Source organism: Ignatzschineria sp. LJL83, assembly GCF_054871845.1.
Genome location: NZ_JBTXLY010000002.1, coordinates 43,625 through 60,660, shown reverse-complemented (window position 1 = coordinate 60,660; position 17,036 = coordinate 43,625). Strand labels below are relative to the sequence as shown.

The window sequence follows — 17,036 nt, the reverse complement described above, 5'->3', positions numbered from 1 at the left end:
AACACAATCAACTTATTATTTATAAGAGAGGTTTTATGAAATTATCCCGTTTATTAGTAACGCTTTCAGGTGCATTAATGTTCTCTTTTGCTTCAGCAAATAGTGCTGATACTTTAAAACCCTTCCCAGTAGCAGAAGAAGGTTCTGTGCGTTATGTCATCGAACTTCCTGAACTCAGTGATGAAAGCGCTGTTAAAGTGCAACTCATTGCCGGTAAGACAATTGAAGTAGATTGTAATCGTCAAAGCTTTGGCGGAAAATTTGCTGAAGAAAACCTAGAAGGTTGGGGATATAACTATTACAGCATCTCAGAATTAACAGGTCCTATGTCAACGTTAATGGCTTGTGGCGATGATGCAAAACACGAAACGTTTGTAGAAATGCAGGATTCTCCGCTTGTGCGTTATAACAGTAAATTACCAATCGTAATCTATGCACCTGAAGATGTGACTGTAAAATATCGCATTTGGCAGGCAAACGTTTTAGAAAACGAAGCAACGAACAAATAACTTTCATTCTCTAAATATAGAGATATCTCTGTTATCCCAAATATAAAAAAGCCCGAAATGTGATCGGGCTTTTTCTATTTTAAAACGCTTATTCAAATTGCTCTTTCAAACTTTATTGCTTCAATGGAGATATTCACAATAAAGCTGATTATTTAAATTTGCATAATAGAGTTTTATAAAATTTTTTTGTTTCAAAAATAAAAAGAGCTTTAGAAATGGAGTTTAAAGACCCTTTTTTATGGTATCTGAAATTCTGCTAGGAACATTCATATAGAACCAATATGCAACATTCTACCATTACATATCTACAAAATTTTACAAAAATTTGACTTTAATCATGCATAAAAAGCAAATTGATTGCTATTTCAATAAGTTACTGTATTTAAATTATTTATCAATTCGTTTTAAAATATCTATCAAGCCCATATAAATATATCCCTACCTACGATAATTTAGATCTCTTGCACCTTTTTAGATAAACTCTTTTCCCTAAAAAATGATAAGCTCTCTCAAGAAAATATTACAGCGATTAAGAAGCATTACCTATGAAAGACATTTATATCAATACTCAAGAAGCGCTCGATTCTTGGTGCAATACACAATTAGAAACCATTGAATTACTCGCCCTTGATACGGAATTTATGCGAGTAAAGACTTACTTTCCTAAATTGTGTCTAATACAGCTTGCAACAGAAACGGAAGCTGTTTGTATCGACCCCTTAGTCTTACAAGATTTTACTTCTCTCATTGCATTATTGAGCGCACCACATATTACAAAAATTATTCATTCTGCAAGCCAAGACCTTGAAGCAATTGTCCATGCCTTAGATATTTTGCCAGCGCCTGTATTTGATACGCAGATCACTGCTAAAATCACGCAAGACAAAAGTGTCGGTTTAAGCTATCACGATTTGGTTTTACAATATTGTGATGTTGATCTCACAAGAGATCAAACCCGTACACAATGGGATTTAAGACCATTAACAAGCGAACAACTTAAATATGCCTATGATGATGTGCACTACCTGATTCCGGCATATCGTAAATTAATGGCTGAGATTGAAACGAATCATCAACAAGGTTTACTTAAAACAAATCATCAACCATTAACGGAACGTGAGCGTTATGAGCCAGATCCTGAAGGCGCATGGAAAAAAGTCAAAGGTTATAAAAGATTGCGGGGAAGTTCAAAACAGTTGCTTCGCTCTCTTGCTAAAATGCGAGAATTAATCGCTATTCGTAAGGATCTTCCGAAACGTTGGATTATTAAAGATGATATTCTCATCCATCTTTCAGAACGTTACGCAAAAAAATCTTCTAAACTATATGAAGATTATGCAGTTACAAGCTATAACGAATCAATTCAGACTCAAATCATCAAAACCGTAGAAAATTTCTGGGATAAACCTCAGTCTGATCATTCTGCGGAGGACACAGATATCGATACGGAACAGTAGATCTATAAGAGATAAGATCTATTTAACACATTTTTTACCCTTCATTCCTATCCGGCTCTTGATTCAAGAGCCAAATATCATCCTTTAAAATAGGAATAACTCCTTCGACTTCTAAAAACGCATCCGGGAAAAGATAATCTCCCGGCATTCCGGGAACTTGCATAGGTTGCCACCTTAATGTTAGCTCTGGTTTAAGAATTTGAAGTGGCTTTTCCAATAACGTTGTGCAGTACAGATTTTCTAACTGGCGACTTCTCAGCAAATAAGGTTCCCCTTCCCGCTCTGCGATATTGCCGGCAAAAACAATCTTTTCTTCTAAGGTTAAAAAATTAGGTCTTGCAATGAGGTACGTCTTTGCATAAGTGGGCGATAGAAAATCTGTAATAGGTGTCACAAGCACCTGATTCATTTTTTCAGGATGTTCATTCGTTGTGGCATGAGTTACTTCTATCTCGGGATTCAGGGCAGTAATGACCGCAATATGCGAATATTCCCCATCACTTACTAGCTGAATCATGCGACTCTCTTTCCCGTAAGCTGTTCTAAAGACCATATCCCCAATTTCAAGCTGATGTGCATACGGCGATTGCCAGGGTTTAATTTGCGCATACTGCCGAAAAGGATTCACTTCAAAGTATAATCCGATCGCAGTCACAAGACTCATAAGTACTATAAAGATGATCAGAAACGCTCGTTTACTAATTTTTAACTGTCTCATCATCACAACAATCCACTCACTCTGGGCATTAAACTGATCACAATCTTAAATGTAAATTAACCATTATAAAAATAAAAATGCCGTAATGACCTTTACGGAAATCACGGCATTTTACATATTCTTCAAACAAACTAGAGTTCAGTTCATCAGATTAACGATATACAGACTCCTAATCATCAAAACATCTTTAAAGTCCGACTAGAGTTCTACTTTCCAACCATCTTTCGTATTAATCGTCGTTACTTCATCAGGACCTGAAACTTCACCATCTTTGTAAGTTACGATTAAATATACTGAAGCTTTAGATTTATCATCATTATATTCGACACTATCTACTTTAATATCTTTGATTCCGCCTTTCGCATCTAATTCAGCTTTTGCCATGCCCACCATCATCTCAAGTTTCCCTTCGATCATTGCTTTTGCTTCTGGATTATTATCAGCATCTGAAATATAGATGATATCTATTAATTTCTTACTATCCCCTTTTGCAAAGACTTCCATAAACTCAGTAGCAACAGCTTCTGGAGTTTTAGAAGCTCCACCACAAGCAACTGCAATTACTGCGAAAAACGCGACCATCATAAACATCTTTAATTGTTTCATCTCATACCCTTTATATATAGCGAATATTAACCCGAACATCTTGTGCGAAGATTATTACACAAAAGCTTTATCAGTAACAATTATCTCATTGAATATTATTTATATTACCTATAACCAATTGATAATTAATATTAAAAAACCAAATTATTTGAATTACAGATCAAAACCGCTCCTGTAATCAAAATGAAGGCAATTCCTTATCTATTAACGAGCAATCTATGAGTGTATTGAGTGGAAATGCATACTAATGAACTATCGACGTATGAAAAAACTCTTCCCCTCTTTGACTTTTCCGTCTTTAATCTAAAACTAGGGAATAATCCACGTATGTTTAACTAGTAATACTTAAAAGCATCATACCGATCATCATTTCTTAGTATCCTTATCTTGGTATCTTTAAGATGCATTAACGATCCATACAAAAACAAGATGACTTGAGATTTCGACTATTTGCATTAATATCGATCATCTTTAGATCCTAAAATCGAGCTTTAGAGTGCTTAAATGTAACGTTGTTTCGTATTACTCCGTAAAAAAACACTCTAAAAACCATTTTCTTACTTCCGAAAATCATTGTAATCATGAGGGGAAATCAAATTCGATCATTATTACTACAACTTCAAGGCTTGTAATTTCTCAAAAATATATTATCATTCTTCCTCGTAGTTAACGTTGTTCACAACTTGTTTCAAACAAGCAGTTTCTAAAGAATTTAATTCTTGACAAGACATAGAGAAAACGTATAATTGACGACTTATGCGAGCGTGGCGAAATTGGTATACGCGCTAGACTTAGGATCTAGTGGTTCATCCGTGAGAGTTCGAGTCTCTCCGCTCGCACCATATTCAGTTATGGTGACACGAGATCACCTTAATAAGTAGTTTAAAAAGGTGCTTTACTAAAGCACCTTTTTTTATATTTGCAATTTTAGATTCAAACTTATAATCGGGTATAAAATTATGTCAGTAGAAACATTAGAAGGCCTTAAGCGCCGCGTAGTGATTGAACTTGATGAGCAACAAGTTAAAAAAGATGTTGAAGATCGTCTTCAAAATCTCGCTCGTCGTGTACGTGTTGATGGATTCCGCCCAGGAAAAGTTCCAGTAAAAGTTGTTCGTAGCATGCACGGCGATGAAGTTGAGAACGAAGTTATTGGTGAAGCTATTGGCAAAAAATACCAAGCGATTCTTACAGAACTTAAATTAGAACCAGCTGGCCAGCCAATTATCGATGTGCCAAACGCAGAGAACAAGTTCTCTTTCACTGCTGAATTCGAAGTTATGCCAGAAGTAAAGCTTGATAACTTAGACAAATTAGAAGCTGTTAAATTTGAAGCTGAAGTTACAGATGCTGATCTTGATAACATGCTTACAACGCTTCAAAAACAGAGCCAAACTTGGGCTGAAACTGAAGAAGCTGCAGCTCTTGATAACCGTGTAAACATCAACTTTGTTGGTCGTGTTGACGGCGTTGAGTTTGATGGCGGTAAAGCTGAAAATACTCCTTTACTTTTAGGTTCAAACTCAATGATTCCAGGATTTGAAGATCAAATCGTTGGAATGAAAAAAGGCGAAACTAAAACAATTAAAGTAACCTTCCCTGCAGAATACCAAGCTGAAAACTTAGCAGGTAAAGAAGCAGAGTTTGATATCACTGTAAACAGCGTTGAAGCTGGTCAATTACCAGAATTAAATGCAGAATTTGCAGAACGTTTTGGTATTGAAGGTGGAGATGTTGAGAAATTACGTTCAGAACTTCGTAGAAACATGGAACGTGAATTAAACAATGTGATTCATAACCGTTTCAAATCTTCTGTTCTTGAGTCACTTGAAAAAACTCATGAAGTAGAAGTGCCGGAAGTAATGGTAATGTCTGAAGCGCAAGCAATGGCTCAACAATCAAACTTCCCACAACCGCAAAATCAAGAAGAAGCAACTCAATTGATGGAGCTTGTGAAGCAAATTTTTGCAAAACAAGCTGAACAAAAAGTTCGCTTAAGTCTTCTTGTAAGCCAATTCATTGAAGATAACAAAATTACTCCTGATGAAACTTATGTTGATAAACGTTTAGAGCTTATTGCTTCAACATACGAAGATCCAGCAGAAGTTATTGAGCACTTCAAAAAAGATAAAAACAGTATGCAAAATATCCGCAATATTGCTTTAGAAGATCAAGTTGTAGATCTCTTAGCTGAAAAAGCGGCAGTTGTAACTGAGAAGAAAACTTTCGATGAGCTTATGAATCAACAAGCTCAAAGATAAGTAAAATATTCATGAAATAGCTTCTATCATTGATATATTCTCTGATAGAAGTTAAAATAGTGAATTCGTGTTCTTATTAATATCTTGGTGATATGAATTAAGAGCAATTTATTTAAACTTTATATAATTGAGGTGATGTTCAATGCCTTCCGTCAAGATTCGTGAGAATGAACCATTTGACGTTGCTATGCGTCGTTTTAGACGTGCTTGCGAAAAAGCAGGTATCGTATCTGAGGTGCGTGCACGTGAGTACTATGAAAAACCGACAACTGAAAAAAAGCGTAAGAAGGCTGCGGCTCAGAAACGCCATTATAAACGTATAATGCGCGAATCTAACCGTAGAATCCGTTACTACTAATCGTTGTTTAGTTGTTAATAGCTACTCAATGTGAGTAACGATAAAACCCTAGATTTTTATAATCTAGGGTTTTTTATTACCTGCTTTTAATTTTTATCGATTCTGTTTTATGATTAACTTTTTAATATGGATTTTTACTTGCGAAGTATATCGTTCAACGTAAAATATTCTTCATAGTTGAAATTTTACATATTTAAACAATAACCATATCACTACGATGCTTATCGCATTCCCTACTTTGGGCAATGACAATTGATCAATCATAGGTATCATTCAGTTTCATAGAATAAATTTATAAGGAATTCCTATCCATGAATATCAAAGCTACACTTCTCATTACATCCCTATTTTTCTTAACAGCGTGCGCTTCTGGCAGCAATAATAAAACTCAAGACGAATATTCCAATAAAATGTATGGCAGAGTCGCTTACGGATACAACTACAGTAAATAATAATAATCATTTACAATATACAATCCCAAGATCAGATCATTGAAGATACTCAACGAAGTGTATTCAGTAATCCTCTCTATTACCTCAATCTATACCACGATTGGGATTACGGCATTTGTGACTTTAATACTAGAAATTAATCTTCCTGTTTTTTGCGAATAGACATTCACATCCCAAACATGAGTTCTTCGACCTTTATGAATTAAGTCAGCTTTTGCGATGACAATATCTCCAAGCGTTGCCGATGAGAGATGACTTGCACTAATCTGCATCCCAACACATCCTTCCTCTTCCGGAAGGATGGCATAAGAACCAATGCCAGCAATTGTTTCCGCTAATGCAATTGTTGCACCACCATGTAAGAAGCCCATCGTTTGCTGATGATCTTCTGTTACCGGCATCACGGCTTCTGCAAAATTCTCATCTAATGCAACAATGTTGATTCCTAATGTTTTTAATAAATTCTTACCTTCATATTCATTAATACGCTCAACTGTGATTTCACCAATCATCATTTATTCCTTTTTACCCATTATCAAAACAATGAGTTATAAAATTATGCGTTAAACTCGCCAAATTACTGCATCCCTTTGAATTTTTGAGATACAATACACAAAATATATTCTTATTTACCTGATGTAAAGGACAACATATTTATGAACATCCAAATTTGGTCTGATTTTTCTTGCCCGTTTTGCTACATTGGCAAGCATAACTTAGAACAAGCCATCATGCTTCTTACAGAAGAAGAAATGGCTCAGATCAAGATTCAGTATCGAAGCTTTGAGCTCGCTCCTGATGCACCGCAATACACAGATCAATCACTCGATGAAGTGCTTGCTGAACGCTATGAAACCACCGTTGAAAAAGCAAAAGAACTTACTATGAATTCTGCAGGAATGGCGGCAACAGTAGGGTTAACCATTAATACAGATAAGATCGTTCCAACGAGTACCTTTAAAGCTCACCAACTTTTACACTATGTTGCGAACAAAGCACCAGCAAAAATTAAAGCATGCGCAGATCTCCTCTTTAGAGCGTATTTTGAAGATGGTGTTAATCTTAGCGATATCGTTGCATTAATTGAAATTGCTGATAAATTGCTGTTGGATTTAACCGATGTAAAAACAGCTTTAGATGATGAAACTTATGTCAATGCTGTACGTGATGATGAAGCCATTGCTCATAGAATTAATATTCAGAGCGTTCCTTTCTTCGTCATTGATAATGAAGTTGCCATTCAAGGCGCACAAAAAGTTGAAGATTTTCACAGCTTCTTAGTAGATTATCTACAAGAACAACGTAATAAAATTGATGCTTAAGGTTTAATACTTTTAATAAAATAGGAAGGAGTACAATCATGGAATTGATCTTAATTAGTGCAATATCGGGTATTGCAGTCGTAGGCTACATTATCTCTCTTTTTGTGCTTTCTAAAGAAGCTGTACGCAAATTATGGCTCGCTATTTTCTTAGTACTCTTCGTCATCTCCTTCGGTACATTATTTTTTATCAATTTTAAAAGTAATCTCTTAGGCTCTCTCAAAGAGATGTCAGAGATTTACTTCGCCTTCTTCACTGTTACTTTCCTACTGATCATTGGAGCAATTAATCTTTGGATTTTTAAAGGGATTATCTTCCGAGTATTTAGAGGAAAAAGCTTAACATTTAGTGATGATAAAAAATAAACCTTCAACTCTATGAAGCTTATTCACTGATATTAAAAGAGTATTTTGAGATACAATCAAAGGCTGAGAAAGAATCTTCTCGGCCTTTTTATATAGATTTAAAATTACGAATAACCCTCTTCAAAAGCCTTCTTACTTGAGAGTCTGCGGTAGTCATTTTATAATCATTCATTCTTGTATCAAGCTTCACCACGATTATTTTAGGAGTTACATGAGTAAGCATCCACAAGATCAGCGTTCGAAACCCGATTTACCTTATTTTTCGTTCGGTTTTTCTGGCAGAATTGGTCGTCTTGAATTTACCAATCGATTTATTACGTATCTTCTATTATTTACAGCCATCTACCTTCTCTACTATTTCGTCATGGAAAAGGGTTTGTTTCCGCTATTTGATAGCAACGATAAAATCACAGAGATGACGATCAATCTAGTAAGACTCATTTTCTATACAGGATTTGCGGGTTCCGCTGTATTACTCAATCTGCGCATGGCAATTATGCGCTTACATGATATTAATCTTTCGGGCTGGTGGTCGTCTGTACTCTTTATTTTCCCATATTGCACAGATCTCACGATCATTATGATGCCAATGACTCTAAGCCCTGCCTTATATCATACGTTATTTTATATCTTCGCAACCATCGGTTTACTCGCGCGATTATTCCCTTTCTTTATGCCAGGAAATTTAAAAACTAATCATTATGGCAAGCCTTTTCCAAAAGGCCATCCTATCGGCGCAATTTTGCTGAGTATTTTAGTCATTGCCGGAATTTTCATCTTATATCGTTACATCACATTACAAAGCATCTCTACCCTATTTTTAGGTAATATCACCTCATAAATCTATTCGCTCATTTCTATTTTGATTGTGATTGTGATTGTGATTTTCTATATTGAAGGAGCATTACCTTTGCTTTCATGAATTACATACAATAAAACCGCAAGAACTCATCTATTCTTGCGGTTTTATTATTGATGACTCTAAGACAGTTTTAAAACTTTTTCACAAAGAAATGTCTCATTAATTACTCATTCATATGTAAGCATGCCACATAAATCGCACCAAAACTCGCTACGATCTACGCTTACTAATCGCTTTCTTAATCAAGAAACCAATGTAAAGTACAACAATCCAAATCGGCATTACAATCACGGCGTACATCATATTTCCCGATTGTGTCATCATCACTAATAGCAATACTAAAAAGGCTAATGCAAAATAGTTACTATACGGATAGAAAGGCACCTTAAAAGTGAGCGCTTTTACGTCAACTTGCTTTCTAAAGCGATATTGTACGATCACGATTAAGCCCCAAGTGATCGTCGCCGCCGCAACCGCTAACGACATAATGCGCATAAACGCACCCTCCGGCACCACAAAGTTAATCACAACTGCCACCAACGTACAGAGCGATGAGAACAATATTGCGATAAAAGGTGCTGAATTGCGGTTCAGTTTCATAAAGAATTTAGGCGCATTTCCCTGCTCCGCCAAACCAAACAACATACGGCCATTACTGTAAATTCCGCTGTTATATACAGAAATTGCTGCCGATAAAACTACCACATTAAAGAATGTTGCCGGAATATTAATCTCGCCAAGCGGTGTATTCACAACCCCAAAACCCATCTCTTTAAAGATAATCACAAATGGGCTGCCATCCGTTCCGATTTGATCCCAAGGATGAAGAATCATTAATACCGCAATCGATAGAACATAGAAAAGCAAGATTCTCCAAATCACCTGCTTGATCGCTTTAGGAATGGATTTCTTCGGATTATCCGCTTCTCCTGCCGTAATTCCAATCAGCTCCGTTCCGCCAAAAGAGAACATCACAATGATCAAGGAAAGTAAAAATTCCTTCAAGCCAAAAGGAAAGAATCCACCGTAATTCCAAAGATTAGAGATTGAAGCGCCATCAACGCCGGCAATAATGAGATAAATGCCGAGAAGAATCAGCAAAATAATTGCTAAGACCTTCACCAATGCAAACCAGAACTCAAATTCCCCATAAATTTTAATGGAAAACAGATTAATAATCGTAATGAGAATGAGCACCGTTAATGACGAAACCCACATGGGAATTTCCGGAAACCATACTTGTATATAGATTCCGATTACGGAAAGCTCCGCCATGCTGACTAATATATAGAGAAACCAGTAATTCCAGCCCGCTAAAAATCCTGGGAATTCGCCCCAATATTTATAAGAGAAATAGCTAAATGCGCCGGCAACAGGTTCATGCGTCGACATCTCTCCCATCATTGTCATAATGAGATAGATAACAAATCCACCTAAAAGATACGATAACAAAATCGCAGGTCCCACAAGCTTTATCGATTCCGCAGAACCATAAAACAGCCCTGTTCCAATCGCACCACCGAGCGCAATCATCTGAATATGACGATTCTTTAATCCCCGTTGAAGCTTCCCATTATTTTCTTTGATTTCAGACATGATTCTCTCACTTCTTGTGTCTAAACTGATCCAGCGATACTGTGATAGATAATTTTAATTCTTTGCTTAAAGTTATATCTCCCAAAAGAGATATAAACAGAACGCCTTAGTATAGCAACTTTCCCTAAATGCCGGCAGAAAGCTTTCCCGAAGCAATCTTTTACAATCGCCCAGAATCCAACGTAGGATTACCGGCATAATTCGTATAATATATCGCTTTAACTTTCTCATCTGCGCATCTCATTTTTTGAATCCGTTTTTGTATTAAAAGGCATTAAAAATGCAATAAATGAAGCGCTAGAAAAACCTCTGAAAGAACCACCTTGAAAAGGATGCAAATTATGACAATTGGAATTATTGGCGCAATGGAACAGGAAGTTTCTCTTCTTGCTTCGATGATAGAAAATGCAAAAGAGACAAATATTGCCGGCGTTCGTTTTATTCAAGGAAATCTTGCCGGAAAATCTGTGGTACTACTGCGTTCCGGCGTGGGTAAAGTGCAAGCAGCAATGGCAACGACGCTTCTTCATGAACATTTTCAGCCCGAAAAAGTCATCAATATTGGTTCTGCCGGCGGTTTAATTGAAGGCATGGAAATTGGCGATATTATTATCTCTGATGAAACCGCGCATCATGATGTGGATTTAACGCCTATTGGGCTTCAGCCTGCAACCTTGCCGGGATTGCCACAAACGTTTCCTTCAGATGCAGCTCTCATCTCCATTACAAAAGAAGCGCTACAAGAGCTGTCTATCAATTTTCAAATTGGGTTAGTGGGAACAGGCGATGCATTTATTGCCGATCAATCTCGTATTGAAACCATCAGAGCTATTTTCCCCAATATTAAAGCGGTGGAAATGGAAGCGGCAGCCATTGCTCAAGTTTGCTATCTCTACAAAACGCCCTTTATCGTGATTCGTGCGCTATCCGATTTACCTGATAAAGAGATGCCGATGAGCTTTGTAGAATATCTCGATTTAGCAGCAAAAAATTCGGCTAATATCGTGTTAGAAGTTTTGGCTAAAATACCCGCATAAATACAACCGACTTGAGAATTCAATTCTTAAAATCAAAAAGGCCGATCTGTACGATCAGCCTTTTTTATACCACCTACAGCGATATCGATTTATAAAAAATTACTAAAAATCACTATACGGATTACGCCATGATTCATTACGCTAAAAATGCCTTCTCAAAATTCGCTTCTGAAAAACCGATCACGGCTGAATCGCCGTTAATAATTAAAGGGCGTTTCACTAAAGTTGGATGCGCTTGAAGGATTTCAATGGCCGTTGCCGGCACTAATACCGCTTCCTTTTCACTCTCTGAAAGCGCGCGCCACGAAGTGCTACGTTTATTCACGATTTCAGCAAGATCTGCAATCTTCAGAATCTCTTGAAGTTCAGTATCTGTTAATCCAGGCTTACGATAATCCTGAAACGTATACGCAATATGATGGTTATCGAGCCATGTAAAAGCCTTTTTCATCGTATCGCAATTTTTAATTCCATAAACAATCATCATCTCTTCCCTATTTCATCTAAGTTTTAATCTCAGCTTTAAGCCAAGCTTCAATCATAATCTGCATTGAGCGTTATTGTAACACCTCTTTTTTAATAAAAAACAGATCGTCCATCATCCATTCTCTAAACCCGACATTGAATACTTGCAGATAACAGACGTCTAATTTACGATGAATCATTCAAGTAAAAATAACTATAAACTATCACCATCAGATCATTTTTAAAGATACTCCCTTAAAGACATTACTAAGAACATCAAGGACGGACATATGGAACTGAACTTCTCTCCCCTCATTCAAGCAGATGAGCTTCAATATTTACTACAACAAAAACTTGAGGAGCAAAATCCTCACCTGAAAATTTTAGATGCAAGATTTGACCTTGCGAATCCTCAATATGGAAAAAATGCATTTTTAATAGCAAGAATTCCCACAGCACAATTTTTTGATCTTGAAATGGATCTCTGCACCGAAAAAACCGGTCAAAATGGTCGCCATCCTTTGAAATCGCAAGAGGAACTTCTTGAGCTATTTAAAAATGCAGGCATTCATAATGAAGATCATATTATCGTTTATGATGATAAAAGCGGTATGTTTGCCAGTCATCTTTGGTGGATTTTAAAACATCTTGGACTGGAAAAAGTACAGGTTTTAAACGGCGGTTTAGATGCTTGGAAGAAGCTCAATAAAGATTTAGAAACTTCAATGCCGGCGACCGATTTCCCTTCTGGCAATATCTCCTTCAGAGAAAATGATTTCGAGCTTCTGTTAATAGATGAAGTTCTGGATAAAATACAGGAAAACCTCGCTAAGAATGCTTTGGAAGCTTCCCATAACCTGCCTAAAATACAAGTTATTGATGCAAGAGGAAACGCAAGATTTAATGGAGAAGTAGAACCATTAGATCCTATTGCCGGACATATTCCGTCTGCGATTAATTATCCTTTTGAGAATAATCTTAATGAAGGAGGCTATTTCAAATCAAAAGAAGATATTAAAAAGGACTGGTTAGAATTTTTAGGAGAAACGCCTATTGAACTCATTGTAAATCAATGTGGTTCCGGCGTTTCTGCATGTCATAATCTCTTCTCGCTCTATTATGCCGGCTTAGGTGCAACGAAGCTTTACCATGGTTCTTGGAGCGAATGGTGCGCAGATCCCTCAAGACCGATGATCACGAAAGCGGATTAATACTTTACAGTTTCTTCGATTTAAATTTCTTAAAAGAATGAATATTTCGGGTGCGAGATATTCTGAAAAATGTTCACTGAGAATGTTTCAAAAAAGAGCAGATATTTCTGCTCTTTTGATTTTGATTTTGATTTTGATTTTGATTTTGATTTTGATTTTGATTTTGATTTTGATTTTGATTTTAATAGAAGCAATGAGTCTCTTCATTACATCAATTGAAGATTTTTCAGCCCTTTCGCGGACTTCAAATCCATAAAATACTGTTTAGGATTATTTGGCAAAATAAGCACCGGTATTTTCATCCTCTTTTTTAAAAATCGAGAGGGATTATACGTTAAAGGTTCGCTTTTGAAGTGATAAATCAGATTGTTTTCTCTATCTAACCACTGCGTTCTAATGATAAAAGGTTGCCAACCATTAATGGAATAGGATGCTCTAATGACATCCACAAATTCTGTTTCAATGATGATTCCTCGTCGTAATACTCTCCATTTCATCAGACGCTTTCGAATAAACATCCCTAAAGGAATGGATCCCATTAAAAATGTAATAGCGCCCGTTCCCACTAAAAGCCAAATATCTGTTGTTGCCGTCGTTCTCAAAATAGACAATCCTGGAATCAACATAATCAATCCCAGAACACTAAATACGATCGTTAACAGAAAAAAAGTGAAACGAACGCCTCTTGGCATATCTTGCTCCTATACAATACGTCAGTTCAATCTCTTTGGTAAAAATGAAAGATCCATATAGTTATGATAAAAATTCTTAGGATTTACTAATACCGTAATATATTTCACATTTTTTAGCTCTTTCTTAGGGTTATACCAAAGTGTATTACTAGAAAAGTAGTACAAGATATTATTCTCTTCATCAAGCCACTTTGTTCTAACAACATAGCCTGATTTATCATTTAACTCCATCTTGCTTCCAATAATCTCCATAAACTCTGTACGAAGCGCAATTCCACTTTGCTGTACTTGTCTTTGAATATATAATTTTCTCGAAAAAAAGAATACAGGACACCAACCCACTAATGAAAAGATCACACCCACGACCAATAATGAAGGATCTCCAACATTAAAAAATCCTATGAAAAGTCCGATACCAACAATACCAAATATTGAGAAAAAGAAGATAAATACCTTTTCCATACATACCCTTAAGATGCCAAAGTTGGTAGAGATGATAAATCAACGACATATTTTTTATAATCTTGTCGGCTAATTTTGACGGGAATCTCTTTTCCTTGTAAAAATTTTGTAGGATCAAATCGAATATAATCACTCTTAAAATAGAAAACTGCACCGCCATCGGGATCCACCCATTTCGTGTGAACGTAATAATAATTCTGATCCATATCTTCTACATGATCTAAAGTTGTCATAACTAGATCGAAATCCTCTTCCACTAATGCATAACGCTGAGCTTTTCTCATATTCCCAATAGGAACAGCGACTAAACATGCCGTAATCAGAAGCGCAAAAAAACCGGTTACAAATACGCCAACTATCTCCCCCGAAGAAAACAACTCAGCCACAGCCCACCAAAGTAGACAAGCAATTGCTAACAAGAGCAAATAAAAAAAAGAATTCACATTAGGTCTCCACAAATAAAAAATAGGCAGAACATGAGGATTCAAAACTACCCTCTTACCCAAAAACAGAAACCAATAGATTACCAATATTATGAATGAGATACCATGATTTCCGAAAACAATGCACCCGATTCAGCATTCTAGGCAATATTTCGTACTTACAATAATCTATGTATGCAGATAATCTACCAACAATCTACGAACCCCTTCCCCCTTCCCCCTTCCTTTTTGCAATATACACTCATCACTATCAAATAATACGATACAAAATATTTCCAAGCACAACTTTCACGGAAATCATATCGCCACAAAACATTCATAAAATATTTTCATAAAATACCCATAAAAAAACCCTTAAGAGCTTTTAATCGCTCTTAAGGGGTATATTATTCATGGTTTATCACTATTCAAATAGCGATAAACCTTTAAACATCACGCTTAATTTCTGACACGCATATGCGGGAATAAAAGCACATCTCTGATAGATGGCGCATCTGTAAAGATCATGACTAAACGGTCAATCCCAATTCCTTCGCCCGCTGTTGGTGGCATGCCGTATTCAAGTGCTGTTACGAACTCTTTGTCGTAATGCATTGCTTCATCATCGCCAGAATCTTTATCTTCTACTTGTGAGATAAATCTTTCATGCTGATCTTCGGCATCATTTAACTCCGAGTAACCATTCCCCACCTCACGGCCACCGATAAAGTATTCAAAACGATCTGTGACAAGTGGATTTTCATCATTCTTACGTGCAAGCGGAGATACTGCTAACGGGTAACCTGTAATGAAAGTTGGCTGTAAAAGACTCTCTTCCACTTTCTCATCAAAGATTTCCATGAGAATTTTACCCCAGCAATCATTCGCTTTATCGTATTTGATATGGAAATGATCTGCTAATGCCGAAACGCCTTCTCTAGTGTCTAAATCGTATTCTTTTGCTTCTTCACAATGTTGCAAAATTGATTCTTGAACCGTCATACGAGTTGCCGGCTGACTGAAATCGATTGTGTAACCTTGGTATTCTACTTCTGCAGAACCCTCATTGACGTTGAGTGCAATTGCGTGCATCATGGCATCTGTCATATCCATCATGTCTTTGTAATCTGCATATGCCCAGTACCATTCCATCATGGTGAATTCTGGATTATGACGTGTAGAAACCCCTTCGTTACGGAAGTTACGGTTAATCTCATACACACGTTCCATACCGCCCACCACTAAACGTTTGAGGTAAAGTTCCGGCGCAATACGCAAATAAAATTCCATATCAAGCGCATTATGATGCGTGACAAATGGTTTTGCATTTGCGCCACCTGGAATAGAGTGCATCATCGGCGTTTCTACTTCTTCAAACTGACGTTCATCCATGAAAGTACGGATTGTACGAAGAATCAGATTACGCTTACGGAATGTATCACGAGATTCTTGATTCATAATCAGATCAAGATAGCGCTGACGATAACGTGCTTCCACATCCGTTAAACCATGGAATTTATCTGGCAATGGACGAAGTGATTTTGTAAGAAGCGTTAAAGTATTCGCACGAACTGTGAGCTCGCCTTTATCAGAACGAGATACTTCCCCTTCAACGGCAATAATATCGCCCACATCCCAAGTCGTGAAATCATCAAATGCTTCCTGACCGATTAATCCTGTATTCACAAAGATTTGAACATCGCCAGATTGATCACGAAGGCTTGCAAATCCACCTTTTCCAAAAAGACGTTTAGCGACAATACGACCCGCCATCTTCACAATCTTTCCCTTTTCTTTAAGCGCTTCACGATCTAAGCCTTCCATCTCTTTATGGAGCTTCTTCGCATCAGTGTCTTTTCTAAAGTTATTTGGGAATGCAACCTGCTTCTCCTCACGAATCTTCGCAAGCTTTTCACGGCGCTCTGTAATTAGATGATTTTCAGTTTGATCGTGATCGTTCACTACAGTCTCTTTTGTCATTATGTTTTCTACTTCAAATAATGGTAAACATCCTTAGAACTCCTAAATGCCGGCATTTCCACAATGCATTCACGGCGATTTCAAATCGAGCTCTACCCTAATTTCTTCTGATTTTAATGGATTTTAATGGATCTGCATGCATCGCAATATCATTGATATACCTTATTGATAAAAGATCTGATGCACTTTTAGAATCTAATAAAATCATAAAATCCCGAAGATCACTCTTCGAGATTTTCTTCGCAAAATAGCGAATGAATC

The 17,036-nt window shown here is 36.7% G+C and carries 19 protein-coding genes and 1 tRNA gene; 11 read left to right on the top strand and 9 right to left on the bottom strand.

Features of this window, described 5'->3' with window-relative positions; all coding sequences use genetic code 11:
* Window positions 1–35: 35 nt before the first annotated feature.
* Both eco and ACYSN2_RS02160 read left to right on the top strand, forming a co-directional pair.
* Window positions 36–509, top strand: a complete 474-nt coding sequence (gene eco, locus ACYSN2_RS02165; RefSeq protein ID WP_461748620.1) for a serine protease inhibitor ecotin — start codon at window positions 36–38, stop codon at window positions 507–509.
* Between the two features lie 545 nt (window positions 510–1,054).
* Window positions 1,055–1,966: a ribonuclease D gene (locus ACYSN2_RS02160; RefSeq protein WP_461748619.1), complete on the top strand. Its 912-nt coding sequence runs from the start codon at window positions 1,055–1,057 to the stop codon at window positions 1,964–1,966.
* Window positions 1,967–2,000: 34 nt separating this feature from the next.
* Here ACYSN2_RS02160 and ACYSN2_RS02155 read toward each other — a convergent pair whose 3' ends face one another.
* Both ACYSN2_RS02155 and ACYSN2_RS02150 read right to left on the bottom strand, forming a co-directional pair.
* A complete protein-coding gene (locus tag ACYSN2_RS02155) occupies window positions 2,001–2,687 on the bottom strand; it encodes a C40 family peptidase (protein ID WP_461748618.1) in 687 nt (228 codons plus the stop codon).
* 195 nt (window positions 2,688–2,882) lie between these two features.
* A complete protein-coding gene (locus ACYSN2_RS02150; RefSeq protein ID WP_461748617.1) occupies window positions 2,883–3,290 on the bottom strand; it encodes a DUF4878 domain-containing protein in 408 nt (135 codons plus the stop codon).
* A 758-nt stretch (window positions 3,291–4,048) separates the two neighbouring features.
* Between ACYSN2_RS02150 and ACYSN2_RS02145 the strand changes: the two genes are divergently transcribed.
* The 4 genes from ACYSN2_RS02145 (at window position 4,049) to ACYSN2_RS02130 (ending at window position 6,361) form a co-directional block, all read left to right on the top strand.
* Window positions 4,049–4,132, top strand: a tRNA-Leu gene (locus ACYSN2_RS02145).
* Between the two features lie 117 nt (window positions 4,133–4,249).
* The gene (gene tig / locus ACYSN2_RS02140; RefSeq protein ID WP_461748616.1) at window positions 4,250–5,551 is read left to right on the top strand and encodes a trigger factor; all 1,302 of its coding nucleotides are present in this window, start codon (window positions 4,250–4,252) and stop codon (window positions 5,549–5,551) included.
* Window positions 5,552–5,693: 142 nt separating this feature from the next.
* Entirely contained in the window at window positions 5,694–5,909 is a 216-nt protein-coding gene (gene rpsU, locus ACYSN2_RS02135) for a 30S ribosomal protein S21 (protein ID WP_461748615.1), read from the top strand.
* 311 nt (window positions 5,910–6,220) lie between these two features.
* A complete protein-coding gene (locus ACYSN2_RS02130; protein WP_461748614.1) occupies window positions 6,221–6,361 on the top strand; it encodes a hypothetical protein in 141 nt (46 codons plus the stop codon).
* A gap of 89 nt (window positions 6,362–6,450) precedes the next feature.
* Here ACYSN2_RS02130 and ACYSN2_RS02125 read toward each other — a convergent pair whose 3' ends face one another.
* Window positions 6,451–6,876 (bottom strand): PaaI family thioesterase, encoded by a 426-nt coding sequence (locus ACYSN2_RS02125; protein WP_461748613.1) that lies wholly within the window; start codon window positions 6,874–6,876, stop codon window positions 6,451–6,453.
* A 141-nt stretch (window positions 6,877–7,017) separates the two neighbouring features.
* On the opposite strand from ACYSN2_RS02125, the gene ACYSN2_RS02120 reads away from it, so the two are divergent.
* The 3 genes from ACYSN2_RS02120 (at window position 7,018) to ACYSN2_RS02110 (ending at window position 8,889) form a co-directional block, all read left to right on the top strand.
* On the top strand, window positions 7,018–7,683 hold the full coding sequence (locus ACYSN2_RS02120) for a DsbA family oxidoreductase (RefSeq protein ID WP_461748612.1): 666 nt from the start codon (window positions 7,018–7,020) through the stop codon (window positions 7,681–7,683).
* Window positions 7,684–7,721: 38 nt separating this feature from the next.
* Window positions 7,722–8,048: a hypothetical protein gene (locus ACYSN2_RS02115; protein WP_461748611.1), complete on the top strand. Its 327-nt coding sequence runs from the start codon at window positions 7,722–7,724 to the stop codon at window positions 8,046–8,048.
* A 211-nt stretch (window positions 8,049–8,259) separates the two neighbouring features.
* A complete protein-coding gene (locus ACYSN2_RS02110) occupies window positions 8,260–8,889 on the top strand; it encodes a DUF805 domain-containing protein (protein ID WP_461748610.1) in 630 nt (209 codons plus the stop codon).
* 231 nt (window positions 8,890–9,120) lie between these two features.
* Here the strand turns inward: ACYSN2_RS02110 and ACYSN2_RS02105 are convergent, their stop codons facing one another.
* Window positions 9,121–10,506, bottom strand: coding sequence for an amino acid permease (locus ACYSN2_RS02105; protein WP_461748609.1), 1,386 nt, complete (start codon window positions 10,504–10,506; stop codon window positions 9,121–9,123).
* Window positions 10,507–10,847: 341 nt separating this feature from the next.
* On the opposite strand from ACYSN2_RS02105, the gene ACYSN2_RS02100 reads away from it, so the two are divergent.
* Window positions 10,848–11,543 (top strand): 5'-methylthioadenosine/adenosylhomocysteine nucleosidase, encoded by a 696-nt coding sequence (locus tag ACYSN2_RS02100; RefSeq protein WP_461748608.1) that lies wholly within the window; start codon window positions 10,848–10,850, stop codon window positions 11,541–11,543.
* Between the two features lie 136 nt (window positions 11,544–11,679).
* On the opposite strand, the gene ACYSN2_RS02095 is transcribed toward ACYSN2_RS02100, so the two are convergent.
* Complete coding sequence (locus tag ACYSN2_RS02095; protein WP_461748607.1) at window positions 11,680–12,030, bottom strand: Spx/MgsR family RNA polymerase-binding regulatory protein; 351 nt, start codon at window positions 12,028–12,030, stop codon at window positions 11,680–11,682.
* Window positions 12,031–12,298: 268 nt separating this feature from the next.
* Here ACYSN2_RS02095 and ACYSN2_RS02090 point away from each other — a divergent pair, with 268 nt between their 5' ends.
* Window positions 12,299–13,219 carry a sulfurtransferase gene (locus ACYSN2_RS02090; protein ID WP_461748606.1) on the top strand — a complete coding sequence of 307 codons (921 nt, stop codon included), beginning with the start codon at window positions 12,299–12,301 and terminating at the stop codon, window positions 13,217–13,219.
* A gap of 206 nt (window positions 13,220–13,425) precedes the next feature.
* Here the strand turns inward: ACYSN2_RS02090 and ACYSN2_RS02085 are convergent, their stop codons facing one another.
* The 4 genes from ACYSN2_RS02085 to lysS form a co-directional block, all read right to left on the bottom strand.
* On the bottom strand, window positions 13,426–13,911 hold the full coding sequence (locus ACYSN2_RS02085; protein ID WP_461748605.1) for a hypothetical protein: 486 nt from the start codon (window positions 13,909–13,911) through the stop codon (window positions 13,426–13,428).
* 21 nt (window positions 13,912–13,932) lie between these two features.
* Window positions 13,933–14,373, bottom strand: coding sequence for a hypothetical protein (locus ACYSN2_RS02080; protein WP_461748604.1), 441 nt, complete (start codon window positions 14,371–14,373; stop codon window positions 13,933–13,935).
* A gap of 8 nt (window positions 14,374–14,381) precedes the next feature.
* Window positions 14,382–14,816, bottom strand: coding sequence for a hypothetical protein (locus ACYSN2_RS02075; protein ID WP_461748603.1), 435 nt, complete (start codon window positions 14,814–14,816; stop codon window positions 14,382–14,384).
* 438 nt (window positions 14,817–15,254) lie between these two features.
* On the bottom strand, window positions 15,255–16,775 hold the full coding sequence (gene lysS, locus ACYSN2_RS02070; RefSeq protein ID WP_461748602.1) for a lysine--tRNA ligase: 1,521 nt from the start codon (window positions 16,773–16,775) through the stop codon (window positions 15,255–15,257).
* Window positions 16,776–17,036: the final 261 nt, after the last annotated feature.